This is a genomic window from Calditrichia bacterium (genome assembly GCA_020634975.1).
Lineage (GTDB): Bacteria > Calditrichota > Calditrichia > RBG-13-44-9 > J075 > JACKAQ01.
On record JACKAQ010000001.1, the window covers coordinates 1,013,756 to 1,031,957 of the forward strand.

At 49.3% G+C, this 18,202-nt stretch carries 17 protein-coding genes; 7 read left to right on the forward strand and 10 right to left on the reverse strand.

The window, feature by feature from the left end:
- The first annotated feature begins 61 nt into the window (after positions 1-61).
- Together H6629_03880 and H6629_03885 are read left to right on the forward strand one after the other, a co-directional pair.
- Complete coding sequence (locus H6629_03880; GenBank protein ID MCB9066932.1) at positions 62-850, forward strand: hypothetical protein; 789 nt, start codon at positions 62-64, stop codon at positions 848-850.
- The gene (locus tag H6629_03885; protein ID MCB9066933.1) at positions 847-1,683 is read left to right on the forward strand and encodes a hypothetical protein; all 837 of its coding nucleotides are present in this window, start codon (positions 847-849) and stop codon (positions 1,681-1,683) included. Before H6629_03880 ends, H6629_03885 begins: the two co-directional genes overlap by 4 nt.
- Here H6629_03885 and H6629_03890 read toward each other — a convergent pair whose 3' ends face one another.
- From H6629_03890 to H6629_03910, 5 genes are all read right to left on the reverse strand, one after another.
- The gene (locus H6629_03890) at positions 1,684-2,154 is read right to left on the reverse strand and encodes a hypothetical protein (GenBank protein MCB9066934.1); all 471 of its coding nucleotides are present in this window, start codon (positions 2,152-2,154) and stop codon (positions 1,684-1,686) included.
- A gap of 180 nt (positions 2,155-2,334) precedes the next feature.
- Positions 2,335-2,691: a 6-carboxytetrahydropterin synthase QueD gene (queD, locus tag H6629_03895; GenBank protein ID MCB9066935.1), complete on the reverse strand. Its 357-nt coding sequence runs from the start codon at positions 2,689-2,691 to the stop codon at positions 2,335-2,337.
- 37 nt (positions 2,692-2,728) lie between these two features.
- Positions 2,729-3,718: a glycosyltransferase family 2 protein gene (locus H6629_03900; GenBank protein ID MCB9066936.1), complete on the reverse strand. Its 990-nt coding sequence runs from the start codon at positions 3,716-3,718 to the stop codon at positions 2,729-2,731.
- Between the two features lie 90 nt (positions 3,719-3,808).
- Positions 3,809-4,615 carry a DUF4292 domain-containing protein gene (locus H6629_03905; GenBank protein ID MCB9066937.1) on the reverse strand — a complete coding sequence of 269 codons (807 nt, stop codon included), beginning with the start codon at positions 4,613-4,615 and terminating at the stop codon, positions 3,809-3,811.
- 52 nt (positions 4,616-4,667) lie between these two features.
- Positions 4,668-6,392 carry a tetratricopeptide repeat protein gene (locus H6629_03910; protein MCB9066938.1) on the reverse strand — a complete coding sequence of 575 codons (1,725 nt, stop codon included), beginning with the start codon at positions 6,390-6,392 and terminating at the stop codon, positions 4,668-4,670.
- A 182-nt stretch (positions 6,393-6,574) separates the two neighbouring features.
- Between H6629_03910 and H6629_03915 the strand changes: the two genes are divergently transcribed.
- A complete protein-coding gene (locus H6629_03915) occupies positions 6,575-8,776 on the forward strand; it encodes a PBP1A family penicillin-binding protein (GenBank protein ID MCB9066939.1) in 2,202 nt (733 codons plus the stop codon).
- Between the two features lie 33 nt (positions 8,777-8,809).
- The gene (gene rsgA / locus H6629_03920; GenBank protein ID MCB9066940.1) at positions 8,810-9,745 is read left to right on the forward strand and encodes a ribosome small subunit-dependent GTPase A; all 936 of its coding nucleotides are present in this window, start codon (positions 8,810-8,812) and stop codon (positions 9,743-9,745) included.
- 30 nt (positions 9,746-9,775) lie between these two features.
- Here the strand turns inward: rsgA and H6629_03925 are convergent, their stop codons facing one another.
- From H6629_03925 to mutL, 5 genes are all read right to left on the reverse strand, one after another.
- On the reverse strand, positions 9,776-10,843 hold the full coding sequence (locus H6629_03925) for a PA0069 family radical SAM protein (GenBank protein ID MCB9066941.1): 1,068 nt from the start codon (positions 10,841-10,843) through the stop codon (positions 9,776-9,778).
- A 60-nt stretch (positions 10,844-10,903) separates the two neighbouring features.
- Entirely contained in the window at positions 10,904-11,785 is an 882-nt protein-coding gene (locus H6629_03930; protein MCB9066942.1) for a diacylglycerol kinase family lipid kinase, read from the reverse strand.
- 75 nt (positions 11,786-11,860) lie between these two features.
- Positions 11,861-12,829: a tRNA (adenosine(37)-N6)-dimethylallyltransferase MiaA gene (miaA, locus tag H6629_03935; GenBank protein ID MCB9066943.1), complete on the reverse strand. Its 969-nt coding sequence runs from the start codon at positions 12,827-12,829 to the stop codon at positions 11,861-11,863.
- 61 nt (positions 12,830-12,890) lie between these two features.
- The gene (locus tag H6629_03940; GenBank protein ID MCB9066944.1) at positions 12,891-13,856 is read right to left on the reverse strand and encodes an alpha/beta fold hydrolase; all 966 of its coding nucleotides are present in this window, start codon (positions 13,854-13,856) and stop codon (positions 12,891-12,893) included.
- 23 nt (positions 13,857-13,879) lie between these two features.
- The gene (gene mutL / locus H6629_03945; protein MCB9066945.1) at positions 13,880-15,691 is read right to left on the reverse strand and encodes a DNA mismatch repair endonuclease MutL; all 1,812 of its coding nucleotides are present in this window, start codon (positions 15,689-15,691) and stop codon (positions 13,880-13,882) included.
- Positions 15,692-16,134: 443 nt separating this feature from the next.
- Between mutL and H6629_03950 the strand changes: the two genes are divergently transcribed.
- The 3 genes from H6629_03950 to H6629_03960 all read left to right on the forward strand — a co-directional run bounded on the left by H6629_03950 (position 16,135) and on the right by H6629_03960 (position 18,201).
- Positions 16,135-16,533: a GntR family transcriptional regulator gene (locus tag H6629_03950; GenBank protein MCB9066946.1), complete on the forward strand. Its 399-nt coding sequence runs from the start codon at positions 16,135-16,137 to the stop codon at positions 16,531-16,533.
- Positions 16,534-16,649: 116 nt separating this feature from the next.
- Entirely contained in the window at positions 16,650-17,555 is a 906-nt protein-coding gene (locus H6629_03955; protein MCB9066947.1) for an ABC transporter ATP-binding protein, read from the forward strand.
- A complete protein-coding gene (locus H6629_03960; protein ID MCB9066948.1) occupies positions 17,518-18,201 on the forward strand; it encodes a hypothetical protein in 684 nt (227 codons plus the stop codon). The genes H6629_03955 and H6629_03960 overlap by 38 nt, the downstream gene beginning before the upstream one ends.
- Position 18,202: the final 1 nt, after the last annotated feature.

The following is an 18,202-nucleotide window of genomic DNA, read 5'->3' on the forward strand; positions in this document are numbered from 1 at the left end:
TATTTTGGTCATTCCTGCGAAGGCAGGAATCTCCGTGATTGTTCACCAAAAATACGATTGAATGAAAGAATCCTTTTACTTCGACAGCAACGGCAAATCCCTTTTGGGTGTGTATCACGCGCCGGCGTTTTCCAATGACCGGCAGCACGGCGTTGTGCTGTGCTATCCGTTCGGGCAGGAATACGTCCGCACGCATCGGCTGTTCAAACAAATGGCAGTGCGATTGAGTCGCGACGGCTATCACGTGCTTCGGTTTGATTATTTCGGCACGGGCGATTCCGCCGGAGAGTTGACAGATGCAACCATCAATATTTGGCAGGAAAACGTGCACAACGCCATCGAAGAATTGCACGATTGCGGCGATGTGCAATCCGTTTCGCTGATCGGTTTGCGGCTCGGCGGCGCGATTGCCGCGTTGGCCGGCGCAGCTTCCGGCGATGTGCACAGCATCGCGTTGTGGGATACGGTCAGCAATGGCGAAACATATTGGCAAAGCCTCGAAACACAGCACCAAAACTGGCTGATCAGCCATCTCGTGAAGCCGCAATCTGCCGGTGATGTTCGCGAAATCGTTGGTTTCACCATTTCGGATGCGTTCGAAAAATCCGTTCGCCAGCTCGATTTATCGGCATTGCAGCAATCGCCCGCGCAGCACATTCTCATTCTCAGCAACAGCGAAAACGGTGTCTCGGGGCTGGAAAATCATCTGCAAAAATCCGGCTCGCAGGTGAAATCGCAACAAATCCCGGAACAACAGGTCTGGCAGGAAAGCGCAAGTCTGGAAAATTTTCTGGTGCCGAACAACAGTTTGCAAGCGATTCAGGATTGGCTGGATGAGGTGAGCGGATGAAAGAAAAAGTATTCGATTTTGGCGAAAATAAATCGCTCAGCGGCGTGGCAACTTTGCCGGGCGAACGGGGCAAGCGCAGCAAAACCGCTGTCATTTTACTCAATTCCGGATTGATTCACCGCGTTGGTCCGAGCCGGTTGTATGTGAAACTGGCGCGACTGGCTGCGGAAATGGGCTTTCTGGCGTTTCGGCTCGATTTCTCCGGCATCGGCGACAGCGAAGTGCGCACCGATAACCTGCCTTTCGCCAAAAGCAGCGTCGCGGAAACGCAGACCGCGATGGATTTTCTCAACCAAAAATTGGGCGTAACCTCGTTTATTTTAACGGGCATATGCGCCGGTGGCGATGTGGCGTTCGAGACCGCCAAATGCGACCCGCGCGTCCGCGCGATTTTGCCGATCGATTTTTTCAACATTCCATCCAAAGGCTACCATTTGCAGCGTTACAAACAGCGCATGCTCCGCATGGAAAGCTGGAAACGCCTGCTCAGCGGCAAAAGTGATTTGTGGTCACGGGTTAAAAAATCGTCCGAACCGGAAACGCTGCTACAGGAACAAGTGGAACAAACCGTTGAAATATTCGAAAATTTTCTGGATGAAAACAGCATCGGCAGCGACACGAATGTGCTGCTTCGAAACGATGTAAGTTGCTGTTTTTTATATTCTTCAGAGAGTGCCGGATTTTACAATTTCCAGAATATGTTCAAAGCACAAATTGATGAATCGCCCAATTTCCGGATGATTTGCATCGAGGAATCCGACCACGGCTTCACGCTGGCGCGTTCGCAAACGCGACTGCTGGCAGCCATCGGTGAGTGGCTGGATCGGTTTTGATCAATCTTCCGAGAGTAATTTCTCACCAGTTTGCAAATAGTGATTGATGGATTTTTCCCACCACAGCATGTTTTCGTGAAAAACGGCATCCAGTTCAGTGTTGATGAAACGTTGCTGCGCATCGTTGAGCGCGGTGTATTGGTAGGTGATATCAGCTGCAGTTGATGTTTCATCAATCGAGGATAGCGCAATGTGAATGTTCACAACGCTCTCCCCGGGCGTGGTTCGCACAAACCCGATGCGATAATTTGCCGGATCGTATTCCGTTACAAACCAGATGGTATCATTTTCGCCGTGATGCGGCGTTGAAAAAACGCAATCCTGCTCCGCAACACCGGACTCGGAATAGATCATCGAATATTGCCAGCCGTCCAGCCAATCAGCTTCGCGAACAGGGCAGAGCAGCGGAAAAATTTCTTCCGGCGTGCCGTAATTGGTCTGTCGGTATGTTTTGGTGACGCGATTGTTCATTGTTGAAATCCCGTTTTATTTTTGCTGCGAAAACGCCAAAAGCGCAAAAGGTCCGAAAGATATTTCTTGGCGTACTTCGCGTTTTTGCAGCAAATTGAAAGTTTTGAAATTCGTTTTGATTGGCGCCAATTCCCCGATAATTCAGGTCAAACTGTGGCGAAAAAGTGTGTTTGGGTAAAATCAGTCGCCGCGATAAATGCAGCCGGAAGTGCAGGTTTCCGAAAAATCGATCCGGCTGAGTTCCGGCAACACCGGTTTCAGCCGCTGCCAAATCCAGCGGGAAACGTTTTCGCTGGTGGGATTTTCCAATCCTTCAATATCGTTCAAACAGTAGTGGTCAAGTTGCCGGCGGATCGGCTCAAACGCCGTGCGGATGTCCGCAAAATCCATGATCCAACCGACGTGCTCATCCACCGGTCCCTCCACATAAATGCGCACCCGGAACGAGTGCCCGTGCAGCCGGCGACATTTGTGCCCTTCAGGCACATTTGGCAAAAAATGGGCTGATTCAAAGGTAAATTCGTTATAAATCTCCAACGCGTCCTCTTTTGATAATTCTTTTAAAATCAGATACTTAATCTACCGGAATATCGCCGATGTGCGGGCCTTTTTCCGTTTCGGTTGCCAACTGCTGATCTCTATCCAAACCGATGTGTTCGCGAATCGAGTAGCGCACATTCTCGGCCTGATGCGCAGAAATCATTTCCGCAACCAGCCCGAAACCGACAAACTGCACCCCGACAATCAGCAACAAAATGCCCAGAAAAAACAGCGGTCGCTGTTTGATCGGAATGCCCATTAATTTTTGGGCGGTGATATATAATTCGATCAAAAAACCCGACGAAAAGCTGGCCAGCCCCACCATTCCAAAAACATGCAGCGGCGATGTGCGAAATCGGGTGAGAAAAATAACCGTCATCAAATCGAACAATCCGTTGAAAATTCGGGCGAAGCCGTATTTGCTTTTGCCGAACTTCCGGGCATGATGCTGCACCACAATTTCACCGACGCGGAAGCCCTGCCAGTTGGCCAGCACGGGTAAAAAACGGTGCATTTCGCCGTAAACATTGAGCGAATCGATTACCTCTTTGCGATAGCCTTTCAGCCCGCAATTGAAATCGTGAATGTTTATGCCGGTGATTTTTGAGGTCACAAAATTAAAAATTTTCGACGGGAATGTTTTGGAAATCGGGTCGTGTCGCACTTTTTTCCAACCGGAAACCATGTCCACTTCTTCCAGCTTGGCCAGCAGATTTTTAATTTCCCGCGGGTCGTCCTGCAAATCGGCGTCCATGGTAATGACAAATTTGCCTTTCACCAATTTGAAGCCCTCGGAAAGCGCCGGACTTTTGCCGTAATTTCGCCGGAAGCGAATTGCGCGCAGCGTGGGATACTCCGAACGCAACGATTTCAGCACTTCAAATGTGCCGTCGTTCGATCCGTCATCGACGACAATTACTTCGTATGTCAAATTAAGATCGGTTACCGCAGCATGAATTTGTTTCATCAATTCCGGCAGTGAATCCCGCTCGTTGTAAGCAGGCACAACAACAGATATATCCATAGAAACCAGTAACTTATCAAATGTTTATTTTATCAGCCGGGAAAAGCCAACCTGCCCGCTTATCTTTCCAATTGATGCAATAGATTGGCATCAATTCACGTTCAGTTGCTCTACCTTGCCCGAAATTTCGATGGTGTATTCCGACGGATCCAGTGGCTTGTTCATTGACACTTTTTTGTAAAAAATGGAGATGCGTTCCCGCTGATCCAGCATGGTAATTTGCACTATTCCGGGAATAAAAACGCCATCGACCACCCGGTAATTTTTGAAATCCTGACGCATGAATGCGCGCCCTTGACGCAACGCTTCCACTGTTTCCAGCAATCCGCTTTCCGGATTGACGATGAACCGGTAATAAATTTCATCATCTTTCGGAGAAATCGTTTGGAAAATACCGTGGGTGTTATCGACCATTTTAACGGAATCGATAATTTGTCCGGCGAAACCCAAAACTGTGTATTTCAGGTCTTCCAGCGTGATGTTGGTTTGCAAAAAACGATTGAGATACGGATCGCTGAGGTTGCCGGAAGTGAAATGATTTTCGTACTGATTGTACCAGACAAAGCGGTCTTCGCCGACAAAAATTTTGCCGATGTCCAATCCCAGCGGTCCTTCCGCTTTCAGGAACAGCTTGTTGGGACTTTCCCAAAGCGTTTCCAAATCCACGTTGCCGCCAAATGTTTCCGATTCCACGGTTAGCCGTGCGTCGCCGCGAAAACTTTGCATCCGCTCAAAATTTTGACGATACTGTTGCGGCCACATCGCCAGATCCGAAACAAACACGGGCGTTCCGGCAGCCGAAGAGCCACTTACAGATGTGCCATTGCGGGAACCGGCACAGCCTGCCAAAAACATCGACAGTATAATTACAGATAAAACAATTATTTGACGGTTCATCTATTCTCCTTTTTCAAAGGATGTTCATTGATGTTCACTGTCCGGGCGACAATTAATTTTGCAGCCATTTTTCGCGAAGTTCCGGATTGTCCGGCGCCAATTCCAGCGCCTGTTGCCAGTATTGTTTGGCCAAATCGAGATTGCCGAGTTTCTCGTACACATCACCCAAATGCTCGATCACTTCCGGGTTGTCCGGCTCCATCACCAGCGATTGCTCGATGAGTTCGCGCGCTTTTTCCAGATGTCCCATTTTAAAATAAATCCAGCCGGCGGTGTCGTAATAGGCGGCGTTATCCGGCTCATTTTGCAACGCTTTTTGGGACATTTCCAGTGCTTTTTCCAACTCAACCCCGCGAACGCTCAGCGAATAGCTGTAATTGTTCAGCAGTAGCGCATTATTGGGAAATCGCGCCAGCGCGCTTTGATACAGCGAATCGAGTGGTTGATACATTTTCAGCTCATCGTAAACAATACCGAGCGATACGATAGTGTTAAAATCTTCCGGCTCCAGCCGGTGTGCTTTTTCCAGCGGATCAACCGCCTCGCTTATGCGATTGACTTGTTGCAACGCGCTGCCATATAATGACAGCAGCGAAAATTCGTTGGGCAACGAAATGAGTCCTTCTTCCAGCAAAAGGATTACCGAATCCGGCTGCCCTTCCTGAAAATAGAGCACGCTCAAAAATTCCCATGCCCGGGCATCCCACGGCGATCGCCGGGTAATTTCCCGAAAATAACCTTTGGCGGCTTCAAAATTTTGTTGCTGGGTTGCCAGCCTGCCCAACAGCATGTTCGCCTGCGATGCGTGGGTTTCGGATGCCAGCAACGGGGCCATCAGCGTTTTGGCCTCGGCAAATTGTTCGCGGGCAATTTTCACTTCGCCCAGAAAAAGGCGCAACATTGCGGATTCCGGGTGAACATCCAGCAAATCGGTCAATATTTTATCCAGCCCGGACCATCCGCGCGATTGGGCGAACAGCGTGTACATCTGATTCAGAGCCCGCTCGTTTTCGGGATCGAGCAACAGCAACTGGCGATAGGATTCGATCGCTGCGGTTGTGTCGCGGGTAAATTCCTGCGAACTGGCGTTGAGCAGCCAGGCATCGGGATCATCCGGAAAAAGCTCCACCAGCTTCGCAGACATTTCCAGCGCTTTTTCTTCCTGATGCGATTGCAAATACAGCGACCACAACTGGGTTGCCGTTTCGATTTCCCAATTGACCAGCTCCAGCTGTTTTTCACGAAGAGTAATCAGTTTATTCAGTTCGCCCAGCGTGTTGTACAAATAGGCCAAATTACGGTAAACGGTTTCGTCGTACGGGTCCAGTTCATTGAGCAATTCGTAATAAAATGCGGCGTTCCGAAATTCTTTTAGCGTATAATGAGTTTCCGCAAGGTAGTGCAGTGTTTCTTTATCTTCGGGATTTTTGTGATACGATTTTTCGAGATATTCCAGCGCTTTTTCGTGCTGCTCGAGCCGAACATAATTCCGACCGATCGCTTTGTGAATTTGCGCTGATGAAGTATCGTAATTGAGCGCAAGTTTGTATTCCAGAATGGCGTTGGCATAATTTTCTTCGAAATCGTACAATGCGCCGGAGAGGTAGTAATTTTCCGCCATTTCCTGCGATTGGCCGATTTTCATTTTGTCGGGATTTTTGGAAACCACAACGTTGCGGGAACCACTGCAGGAAACACCAAAAATCAGCCACAGCAAAGCAACACTTGCAGGCAATCGCCATTGGCGAAAAAATGTAGAAATATTAATAAAAACCATTGCAATCACGCGTTAAATAAGCCCGGAATATAGTTTTCAAAACGGCTACATGCCAGGTAAAAAAATGCACATCTGCACTGCAGATTTTCCAGCAGTTGAAAATCAGCTTGATTTATCCGCATGCATCTCGTACGTTAGCTAACTTAATGATAATTTTGAGGAAAACAAAACACTGATAGCATATGTCTGATTCATACAACACAACAGGTTTTAGCGGCGGATTATCGCCAAAAAAGATAGCCGTAATTTCGGCTGCAATCATTGCAGGTATAGCGTTTCTGGTATATTTTGTTTACCTGATTCGCGGGTTGCCGGATCTCACCGATCTGGAAAATGTGAACCCCGCGCAAGCCACCCAACTGCTCTCCGATGACGGTAAAGTGATCCACGAATTATTCACCCAAAGCCGGGTCTGGATTTCGTTCGAACAGATTCCCGGGTCTGTAATTCAGGCAGCAATTGCGACAGAAGATCGCGCATTTTTTGATCACTGGGGCGTCGATTTGGGGCGTGTTCCCGGAGCTATTTTGGCTAATTTGCGTAGTTTTGGCAAAAGCCAGGGTTTCAGTACAATTTCCATGCAGGTGGCGCGAAATTTATATGTTAAAAAAATCGGATTTGAGCGCAGTTACTCCCGTAAAATCCGTGAAATTATTACCGCACTGGAAATCGAGCGCACCTACTCCAAACGGGAAATTTTGGAAATGTATCTAAACCTCTCGTATTTTGGCAGGGGCGCATACGGCATCCAAAGTGCCGCAAAAAAATATTTCAGCAAAGATGCATCCGAACTGACCGTCGAGGAAGCTGCATTTTTGGTTGGCAGTTTAAAAGGACCGAATAATTATCAACCACCAAATTTAACTCCCAAAGAATTGACCGACGCGGCAGCAATTACAACGGTTGAATTTCTCCAATCCAAACCGACAGCGGAAGAGGATGCCTGGAAAACCAAAATGCGACGGGCGATGCAGCGCCGCAACATTGTGATGAAAAACATGGTGATCTGCGATTATTTGGCAGAAACCGTTTACGACAGCCTGAAAACCGATCCGGTTGCCACCAACCCGTATGAAGACCAGGGCATGATTGCCCCGTATTTTACCGAATACGTTCGGATACAGCTAAACCAGCTCCAAAAGGAACTCGGAATAAATGTGTATGAAGACGGGCTTCGGGTGTACACAACCATAAACATGGCGCATCAAACCGCGATGGATTCCGCAATTGCCGAACGAATGCCGGATATCCAGAAAGTTGTTGCCCAAAACCTGCTCGGTTGGAAAAAACGGGAAAAGATACCCGATTCTGTATTCGTGAAAAAATCGACCGTGCAAATCGGTTTTGTGTCGATCAACCACAGCAATGGCCATATTTTGGCGATGGTTGGCGGACGCGATTTTGAGAATTCCAAATTCAACCGCGCGATTCAGGCGAAACGCCAGCCGGGCTCCACATTCAAGCCGTTTCTGTATGCGACAGCCATCGATAACGGCTACACACCGGTAGATAAATTGCTCAATCAACCGGTTGTGCTGATCAATCCGGACGGCACCCGCTGGACTCCGGAAAATTTCGATCGCAAAGTGGGCGGGTTAACTACCCTGCGGCAGGGTTTGCGCAATTCGCTGAACCTGATCAGCTCGCGCCTGATTTTGGAAATTCAGCCGCAAAATGTGGTCGAGTACGCCCACCGGATGGGCTTAACCACCGATATTCAGCCATTTCCCAGCCTGGCAATGGGCAGTTCGGAAGTTATCCCGATGGAGATGGTCAGCGCATTTGGCGTGTTCGCCAACAGCGGTATTCGGGTGGAACCGGTATCCATCCTCAAAATTGAAGACCGATACGGCAATTTACTGTGGGAACACCAACCCAAACGCACCGAGTCGCTCAATCGCTCCACTGCATACATTATCACCAATATGCTGGAAGATGTGCTCAACAAAGGCACCGGCGGCTCCGCCCGCTGGCGTTGGCATTTTACCGCACCGGCAGCCGGCAAAACCGGTACCACCAATGATTACAGCGATGCATGGTTTATGGGCTTCACGCCGCATTTTACCGCAGGCGTTTGGGTCGGATTGGACGATCACACCCTGAAGCTGGGACGCTCCGGCACCGGCGCGGAAACAGCGTTGCCATTTTGGGCAACCTACATGCGGCTGGTTTACGAAAAATTGAAGCTCCCCGAAGACGGTTTCCGGCAACCGCCCGATGTTATCAACCTCAATATTTGCGAAGACAGCGGTAAAATTGCCACCACATTTTGCCCGAAAGTGATTTACAACGAGGTGTTCAAAAGCGATAACCATCCCACCGAAACCTGCCCGATGCACCCGGGACCGCGCAGCGACCGGGGAAAATACCGGGTGATTTATTGATGGGGTGCAGATGAACCGCATTTTGGGGTGCAAATGAGCAAAATCGTTACCGGTAAAGTGCTCAGGGCAACGCGGGCAACGTATGAAGTTATGGTGGATCACACTGTTTTGCAATGCACCATTCGCGGAAAATTGTCCGTGGAGAACCCCGATTACCGCTCCGTTCGTGTCGGCGATAACGTCACATTGCACCGTATTTCCGATGGCGAAGGCGTGATCGAATCTGTTTTGCCGCGAACCTCGCAAATCGAACGGAATATCGAAAGCCGACAGTATCAAAAGCACATCTTTGCTGTCAATATCGATCAACTGCTGATTATTTTATCCACAAAAAAACCGGCCTTCAAATCCGGTTTGCTCGACCGCTATCTGGTTATTTCCGAAAAGTACCATATCCCGCCAATTATTTGCATCAACAAAATGGATCTCTCCGAACCGGAAGATTTTCTGGCATATCAACATTATTACAGTAAAAAATTGAATTACCCGCTGATGTTCACTTCTGCCCAAACCGGCGAAGGAATCGATTCGCTCACAAAATTGTTGAAAAACCGGGTGAGTGCGTTGGTCGGGCATTCCGGCGTTGGCAAAAGTTCGATCATTCAGGCAATTCAGCCGGAGCTGGATATTCGCACCGCATCGATCAGCGAGCGCACCAGCAAAGGGCTGCACACAACAACGCATTCGCAATTGTTTCCGTTGGAAATCGGTGGGTTTGTGATGGACACACCCGGTGTTCGCGAGTTGGGATTATGGGATATCTACAAAAAAGATTTATCCGGCTATTTTGTTGATTTTGCTGAAGTTCGCCACAATTGCCAGTTCGCGGACTGCACCCACATCCACGAACCCGGCTGCGCCGTTAAAGCCGCTGTCGAAAGCGGTGATATTTTTGCGGAGCGATACGATAATTACTGCAATATTTTTGACAGCCTCAAATCTGCCGATCAGCAATACCACTACCGGTAAATCCCATTGCTTTTTTTAAATCCTACATTCTCAAAATAAACTCAACTGTGTGCCGTTCGGGTGGCGAAAATGGGCGGTGGACAATTGGTGCCGTTGGCGCTGATCGCCAAGCCCCAGTTTTTGGGATGTGAGCTGAAACATGCTGCGCACCTGATCCGCAAACGGGCCATCGCCGCGCATGCGTTGGTGAAATTGCGGACTGTTCAATTTGCCGTCGCGCATGTTGCGCAGGCGGTTGAGCACTTTTTCCCGGCGATCCGGGAAGTGCCGTTCCAGCCAGTCGCTGAAAATATCCTTCAATCCGTATGGCAATCGCAAAATGATGTATCCGGAAAATGACGCGCCTGCGTCAACTGCGGCGGTCAAAATCGCCGGAATTTCGTGATCGTTCAGCCCCGGAATGATCGGCGCAACCATCACGCCCACCGGAATGTCCGCTTTCGCCAATTCGGAAATTGCCGCCAATCGGCGTTTCGGCAGCGATGCTCTCGGCTCCATTTTTCGCGCCAGCGAATTGTCCAGCGTGGTGATGGAAACGGCAACCGCAGCCGCGCGGAAGCTCGCCAACTCAGTGAGCAAATCGATATCCCGCGTAATCAGGTGATTTTTGCTGATCAACGCAACAGGATTGCGAAATTCCGCCAACACTGCCAAACATTGCCGGGTAATTTGAAAATGCCGCTCCGCCGGTTGATACGGATCGGTATTTCCGCTGAGGGCGATGGTTTGCGCTTGCCATTTCGGTGCAGCCAATTCCTTTCGCAGCAATCGTGCGGCGTCCATTTTTACAAAAATTTTTGATTCGAAATCGAGTCCGGCGGAAAATCCCAAAAACTCATGACTCGGTCGCGCAAAACAATACACGCAGCCGTGTTCGCAGCCGCGATAGGGATTGATGCCCGCGTCAAACGGAATATCCGGGCTGTCGTTGTATGCGATAATTGTTTTGGAAGTATCGTTGAAATATTGGGTTTTCAGCGGTGGCAGCTCGTCATCCGGCGCAAGTGCGCTGAGATCCGGCTCGTATTGCAATTTTTCAAATCGTCCGGCGGGATTTTCGCCCGCGCCGCGACCTTTGGCGGGTGCTTTGGCAATCATATTTTCTCACTATTTTTGACCAAACAATATAGTGAAAATATGTATACCAAATCAAGGATTTTATTGAGGGAGCGCCAGACGGACAGCGCCCGGCAGCACTTCCACGGTGATCAGCGCATCGCTCGGATGCGGGTCGCCGTCGGTGTGGATAGGTTGGGGATTTTTGCGATAAATAATTACTTTGGATGCCTGATAAATTTCCATTTCCGGCAGTTGGTCGATGTGCCCGGAAAACAATTTGGGGAGGTTTCGCAGGGCTTTCCCGACTTTGACGGGATTGAGTACGCACACGTCGATCAGCCCGTCATCCGGTTTGGCGTTCGGTGCGATGGTTGCGCCAATGCCAAATTGCGGCAAATTGGCAAAACTGAGCAGCAGCGGCGCGCGCTCCAGCTTGCGATCGGGCAGTTGGATAATCACATTTTGCGGATGATACCGGAAAAATTCCCGAACACCGATCACGAAATACGGCACGGGTCCGCGCATTTTTACGCCGTCAAACATATCGCTGATCACCGCGTCGAGTCCGGCGCCGGCAACGTTGAAAAAGTAGTCCTTGTTAATTTTTCCGACATCAATTTTGTGAAATTGCGGTTTCAGCAATGCCTCGATGGCCAGTTTTTGTTTCAGCGGAATGTCCATATTCCGGGCAAATCCGTTGCCGGAACCCGCAGGAATGACGCCGAGCGCCGTTTGGCTGCCGATCAATCCCTGCCCGATTTCGTTGATCGTGCCATCACCGCCGACCGCCACAACCATATCAGAACCGGATTTGGCGGCATTTCGCGCCAACTCAATGCCGTGGCTGCGGTGTCCGGTTTTGAGCACTTCGTATTCGACACCGCTGTTTTTCCAGATATCGTCAATCCAGTGAACAATTTTCGCCGGGCTGCGGTTGATGCCAAAAATGGGATTAATAATAAAGGTGACTTTTTTTAACATGGGATTTTCAACAGTTTGTCAAATCGTGATTTCACATTGTTATCCGGCGTTATCAGCCCGATTTTTACGCATCTTTTAAGCGATTCGCAACAACTTTTTAAAAAGCCCATCGCGGGCATCGGCTTTGCCCATTTCCGGGGAAATTTCCAGCCAGTGCACATCGCTTTCGCCGCGAAACCAGGTGAACTGGCGTTTGGCGTATCGCCGGGAATTTTGTTTCACCAATTCCTTGCAGGTGAACAAATCTATTTCGCCGTTCAGATATGCGACGACCTCTTTGTAACCGACTGAATTCATTGCGTTTAGGTTCGCTGAAAATCCGCGATCGAGCAGGCTGCGAACTTCGTCGACCAACCCGAGATCGAACATTTCTTCCACCCGTTGATTGATGCGGGCATACAACGATTTTCGCTCCATCGTCAGGGCGATTTTGATCCAGCCGAACGGCGCGGGATCGCGATTTTCCTGCTGAATCTGGCTCATCGGTTTCCCGGTGATATGATACACTTCCAGCGCGCGCAACACCCGTTTTATACTGTTCGGATGAGTTTTGGATGCCAGTTCCGGGTCGATGGTTGCAAATTCGGCAAACAATTTTTCGATGCCCTCGTTCGCCAGTCGTTTATTGAGTTTCTCGCGAAGCTGCTCATCTTTGGCATCGAGATTGAAAAAGCCGTCCAGCAGCGCGCGAATATATAATCCGGAGCCACCGGCGACCACCGGCAATTTGCCACGATCAAAAATTTCCGCGACAGTTTCCCGGGCATCTCGGCTGTATTCGCCGGCGCTGTAATCCACATCCGGTTCCAGAATATCGATAAAATGATGCGGTGCAACAGCCTGTTCCGCTGCGGTCGGCTTTGCCGTGCCGATATCCATATATTTGTAAATCTGCCGGGAATCCGCCGACACAATTTCCGCCGGAACCGCATCCGCCACCGCCAGTGACAATGCGGTTTTCCCGATGCCGGTTGGCCCGCAAATCACCAAAACGGTGTTTTCCGGAAACTTGAAATTTGAAATTTGAAATTTGGAAGCGTTCATTTTCAAGTAGTGCTTTTGATAAAGCTGTTTAATTTTGGAACTAATTCATCGATAATTTTGGTCAGTTTTTCAACGGTGTCTTTTTCGACAATCCCGCCAAAAAACTGGAAACAACAGCCACCCACGCCGTGCTATCCTTTTTCAAAAAAACCTCATGACCGGAATTTTCGAAAACCGCCAGTTGCTTTTCACCCGCCAGATTTTCGAATATTTCATCGATTTCGGCACGGGAAACACGCCGGTCTTTTGCGCCATGCGATAGCAGCGTTTTCGTCGATATCGATCGGGCGTATTCAACCGGGCGATGGGCAAAGGCATTGAAGCCGCTTTGTAATCCGCCGTAAAACAGCAGCAAATCCGCGAACGGAAATGCGGGAACGTTCATCGCTGAAAATCGCTGATACACCGCATCGCGCATGCTCCCGAACGGGCTTTCGATGATAATCTGGTCCGGTGAAATATCGAAATCCGCGACCGCTTTCATGATGGATACCGCGCCCATCGAAACGCCGAACAACACCAGTTTATCCTCCGGAAATCGGTTTTTCATCAGCGCAAAAGCCGCCGCCACATCGCGACTTTCCCGGAAACCGAGGGTGGTTGTTTGTCCGGCGGAACCGCCGTTTCCCGACAAATCCACCAAAAAAGCAGAATACCCTAACTTATTAAATTCGGCAGCATACGGCAGCAAACTTGATTTTGAACTGGCATATCCGTGAAACAAAATCACAACGCCGTTGTCATTTTCTGCGGGGATCAGCCAGCCTTCCAATTGACCGTTGCCCTCAAAATAAATCGTTTCGAACGGCGCTTCCGGCGATTTTTTATTCTTCGGTTTCGGGACACTGGCGCCCCAAAACAGCACGCCGATTTTTTCGGGTAGGCTCAATTCTTCGGGCTTTTTGGTTTTTTCGGAATGGCTGTCGGAAAAGTGGGTAAAGCGGTAAGCGTGGTTGAATGCGATGAGGTTGATACCGATGATAATCGCCAAAATGGAATAAGTTAATGCTTTAAGCGATTTTTTCATTCTGAAATTGGAAATTTGAAATTTCACTTTTTAAACCGCCGCTCCAGTTCTTCCAGTTCCAGTGTCACAATTACCGGACGACCGTGCGGACCGAAATACGGCTCTTTTGTGGCAAACAGTTGATCCACCAGCGCACTCATCGCTTCCGGCGTTAATTTTTCACCGGATTTGATAGCATTTTTTGCCGCAAAAGCCGCTGCCATTTTCTCCGCCGGTGACTTTTTTTCACCTTTGTGTTCGCGAAAGTGATCGATTATTTCCAGCAATATTTGCGTTTCGCTGCCCACTTTCACATCGGAGGGAATGGCTTCCACCGCAACCGTTCGCCCGGAAAGCGTGTTGATCACAAACCCGATTTGGCGCAGCCAATCGCCGATTTCCTCAAAAATCAGAAAATCTTCGATACTCAATTCCTGCGTTTGCGGGAACAGCAACTGCTGCGACGACATTTTTTCACCCTGCAACAAATAGCCGAGCGTTCGCTCAAACAGCACCCGTTCGTGCGCCAGATTTTGGTCGATAATCACCAACCCGCTTTTGATTTGGGAAAAAATATAGCGTCCGTGCACCTGCCACAATTTTTGCGGCGCGCCGGATTGTTCAGTTGGCGCGTCGATCAGATCATCCGATTTACCGCCGGTAATTTCCTGCGGTTTGGGCGGCAGCGGCTGGTAATCGAAGCGCATCTGCGATGCTTCCGGTTTCTGCGGCTGGATCTGCAACCTGCCGATGCCCGGTTTGCTTTCGCGCGGCGAAAAATTCATTTTTGGCAAATTTTCGAAATGCTGACGGATTTCCCGGCGGCGTTCCACCGGCTCACCGGTGTTGATGGAAATCAGCGGTGCGCCGTCGCGGGTCTGGATGCCGCGCCGAACCGCGTTCAAAAACAGGTGATAAATCGCCTGCTCGTTGGCGAAACGCACCTCCATTTTGTTGGGATGCACATTCACGTCCACCAGTCGCGGCGGCAATTCCAGAAACATAATGAACTGCGGATAGCGCGTCCGGTCGATCAAATTGCCGTATCCCTGAAAAATCGCGTGCGTCAAACTGCGATTAATAATGGAGCGCCGATTCAGAAAAATAAACTGATTTTCGGTAGTGCCCCGGGCTTTGTCCGGGCGGCAGGCGTAGCCTTCCAAAATCGTGTCGCCCATTTCCTCGCGAACGAACACCAGCGATTCGTAAAATTCTTTCCCGAACACATCGCTGATGCGCTCATCCATCACCGCGCGCGGCAGTTCGAACAGCGTTTCGCCGTTGTGCACGAGCGAAAACTGAACGCCGGGATAGCTCAAAAAAAAGCGTTTCACGGTTTTGAGAATGTGGTTGAACTCGGTGACATCTGCGCGCAAAAAATTGCGGCGCGCCGGCGTGTTGAAAAACAAATTTTTGATCGCGATAGTTGTTCCGGGCTTAAATGCAATTTTTTCAACAGTTTCCACCTGTCCGCCGTTGATGAGCACACGCGTGCCCACCTGCTGACCGGTTTCGCAGGTTTTCACCTCCACCCGGGAAACCGATGCGATGCTCGGCAGCGCTTCGCCGCGAAAACCGAGTGTTCGCAGCGCATCCAGATCGCTGGCGGCGGTGATTTTGCTGGTGGCGTGCCGCTCGAATGCCAGCACCACTTCGTCTTCCGAAATTCCGGCACCGTTGTCGATCACCTGAATCAGCTCTTTCCCGGCTTTGCTGATGATGATGCTCACCTCGTCCGCACCGGCGTCCAGCGAATTTTCCACCAATTCCTTCACCACCGAGGCGGGGCGATCCACCACTTCTCCGGCGGCGATTTTGTTGGCGATATGCGGCGGTAATACTTTTATTTTGGGCATTTCTCGTTTTCTCTTTTCATTTCCGGGTTAACAATATAATAAAATTCGCTGAATTGCACCGGAAAATTCTCGATTTCGGCGCAGCCGGGTATTTGGTAAATGAAATTTCTGGGTAACTTCGATGCTACTCAGACCGCTGTCATGCTGAGCGAAGTCGAAGTATCTGAAACACGGTAACCAACATAGCCGGGAGATTCCTGCATTCGCAGGAATGACAATAAAAACAAACATTTAGCATTTACTCCCGCGAATGCAGGCATCTCCGGTTTTATCTGAAAGCATCATATATTCAACAACATATCAAAAAAAAAAAAAAAAAGTGTAAGAATTTGAAACTTAACTGTATATATTGAGTATATACAGTTAGCACAATTAACAGGTGCAAAATTGGTAAAAAAATCGGATTTGAATTTCGAAACCGGAATGTATTTACGAGGCAAAAAATGATTCTCAATTTAACCGATATATCCGATGAGCCGTTGCAAAGCCAGATTTCCCGGCAGATTCGCGCAAAAATTTTGGCTGGCGATCTGCCCGCCGGTGCGGATTTGCCATCAATCCGCAGCCTGGCAAAAGAGAATCGCGTGAGCGTGATAACCGTTCAGCGCGCTTACGAAAATCTGGACCGGCAGGGGCTCATTCATTCGCGAAGGGGAAAGGGGTTTTTCGTGTCTACCGTTGAAAAAGATACCAAAAAAGAGATGGCTCGCGAGCGACTGATCGAACACCTGAAAGCGCCGTTTAGCGCCGCAATTGCAGAAGGATTGAGCATCGATGAAATTCGCAACACGCTGGAAGCAATACTCAGCGAATGCGCAACAGAAGCCGCAAGCCGTGCCTGAGCAACACCAATGGCTCCGAATTTGACAACTGTCAGGTTTGCAGCTTTCAAAAATCATGGAATTCATGCAGCAAAATGCCAATATTGCAAACGATAACCACAATGAAGGAGGATATTATGTCTTCTGCCTTCGAACTCCGAAACATCATCAAACGATATCCGGATTTCCAGCTCGGACCGCTATCGTTATCTGTCGAACCCGGAACGGTGCTGGGTTACATCGGGCCAAACGGTTCCGGCAAAACCACCACCATGCATTGCATGACCGGATTGGTGAAACCGGATTCCGGTGATATCGAAATTTTTGGTCGCCGGAACGATCCCAACCAACCGGACTGGAAATTTGATATCGGCTATGTCGGCGATGTCCACGTGTTTTACGAAAACTGGACAGCCGCCAAAAATCTCAAGTTTCTCTCCAAATTTTACCCGAACTGGTCGGATGAATATATGATGAATCTGGTGCAGCGGTTTAAGCTGCCGCTGGATCGCAAAGCGAAGGCGCTTTCAACCGGAAACCGGGTGAAACTGGCGTTGGTGAGCGCATTGGCGCATCGTCCCAAATTGTTGCTGCTCGACGAGCCGACCGCCGGACTCGATCCGGTTGTGCGCACCGAAGTGCTCGATATTTTGTTCGAAGTTCTGGAGGATGGCGATCGGGCGATTTTTTACTCCACCCACATTTTGTCGGATATCGCACGGCTGGCGGATGAACTGGCATTTCTGGACAACGGCAGCATCAAACTGCGAACAGCGAAAGAATTGCTCACCGATCACTGGCGGCGCATTTCTTTCCGGTTGCCGCAACATCAGCAGGTGATTAGCGGCGTGGTGTCACACAAAAATGAGGGTGCGGAACATCAGGTGATCAGTGCGGATCACGAAATCACGCTGCGCCAGTTGCGGGAATTGGGCGCGGAAAACATCTACGAAAATCGCATGAGCATCGATGAAATTTCCGTAGAAATCCTCAAAGGAGATAAACATGTGGTTACTGCTCAAAACGGAAATGGCGTATCATAAACGCCTGTTTTTTGGATTTTTTATCACAACGCCAATAATCGCCGGAATACTGACGGTCCGGTCGCTGGAACATTTGCCGGCAAACTTTTGGGCTTTCCTGTTGATTTTTCTGATGTTACAAAACTGGATCGCTTATCGCAACAAAGAGCATCGCGAGCGAATTCATGCGTTGCTGCCGGTTTCGCCGGTGCAAATTGCAACCCTGCGATTGCTGATGATTTTCATTTTGGCAATTGTTTATGTAACAGTGTTGCTGATCTTCATAAAAATATTTGATGCCGGAATGCCGGCACATCTCTCGCTGCAACTGAAAGGTCTGAGCGTCATATTCGGCGGATTTGCCATTTATTTCCTCATACGCGATCATCTGATGGTGTTTTTGCGCAACCGTGGGATCTCAAAAAACAATGTATTTGTGGGATTAATGTTGTTCCTTTTGGGACTGAATTTGTTGGGCATTCTCGCATTTGTTCAGGTGAAAGCAGGATTAATTCCGTATGAAATCATCGATAGCGTGATGTATTTCATCATTGGCAGCAATCCGTTTGCGGGGAATATCGGGATCATCAAATTCGCGGCGTTCTGTTTCGCGGTGGCGGGAGTGACCATTTTTTCGTATCAACGCCGAAAATCATTTTTGGAATAGG

Excerpts from the sequence above, each read along its gene's own strand:
- H6629_03880 (MCB9066932.1), top strand. The coding sequence starts at position 62 with ATGAAAGAATCCTTTTACTTCGACAGCAACGGCAAATCCCTTTTGGGT.
- H6629_03885 (MCB9066933.1), top strand. The coding sequence starts at position 847 with ATGAAAGAAAAAGTATTCGATTTTGGCGAAAATAAATCGCTCAGCGGC.
- H6629_03890 (MCB9066934.1), bottom strand. The coding sequence starts at position 2,154 with ATGAACAATCGCGTCACCAAAACATACCGACAGACCAATTACGGCACG.
- H6629_03900 (MCB9066936.1), bottom strand. The coding sequence starts at position 3,718 with ATGGATATATCTGTTGTTGTGCCTGCTTACAACGAGCGGGATTCACTG.
- H6629_03905 (MCB9066937.1), bottom strand. The coding sequence starts at position 4,615 with ATGAACCGTCAAATAATTGTTTTATCTGTAATTATACTGTCGATGTTT.
- H6629_03910 (MCB9066938.1), bottom strand. The coding sequence starts at position 6,392 with ATGGTTTTTATTAATATTTCTACATTTTTTCGCCAATGGCGATTGCCT.
- H6629_03915 (MCB9066939.1), top strand. The coding sequence starts at position 6,575 with ATGTCTGATTCATACAACACAACAGGTTTTAGCGGCGGATTATCGCCA.
- rsgA (MCB9066940.1), top strand. The coding sequence starts at position 8,810 with ATGAGCAAAATCGTTACCGGTAAAGTGCTCAGGGCAACGCGGGCAACG.
- H6629_03925 (MCB9066941.1), bottom strand. The coding sequence starts at position 10,843 with ATGATTGCCAAAGCACCCGCCAAAGGTCGCGGCGCGGGCGAAAATCCC.
- H6629_03930 (MCB9066942.1), bottom strand. The coding sequence starts at position 11,785 with ATGTTAAAAAAAGTCACCTTTATTATTAATCCCATTTTTGGCATCAAC.
- miaA (MCB9066943.1), bottom strand. The coding sequence starts at position 12,829 with ATGAACGCTTCCAAATTTCAAATTTCAAATTTCAAGTTTCCGGAAAAC.
- H6629_03940 (MCB9066944.1), bottom strand. The coding sequence starts at position 13,856 with ATGAAAAAATCGCTTAAAGCATTAACTTATTCCATTTTGGCGATTATC.
- mutL (MCB9066945.1), bottom strand. The coding sequence starts at position 15,691 with ATGCCCAAAATAAAAGTATTACCGCCGCATATCGCCAACAAAATCGCC.
- H6629_03950 (MCB9066946.1), top strand. The coding sequence starts at position 16,135 with ATGATTCTCAATTTAACCGATATATCCGATGAGCCGTTGCAAAGCCAG.
- H6629_03955 (MCB9066947.1), top strand. The coding sequence starts at position 16,650 with ATGTCTTCTGCCTTCGAACTCCGAAACATCATCAAACGATATCCGGAT.
- H6629_03960 (MCB9066948.1), top strand. The coding sequence starts at position 17,518 with ATGTGGTTACTGCTCAAAACGGAAATGGCGTATCATAAACGCCTGTTT.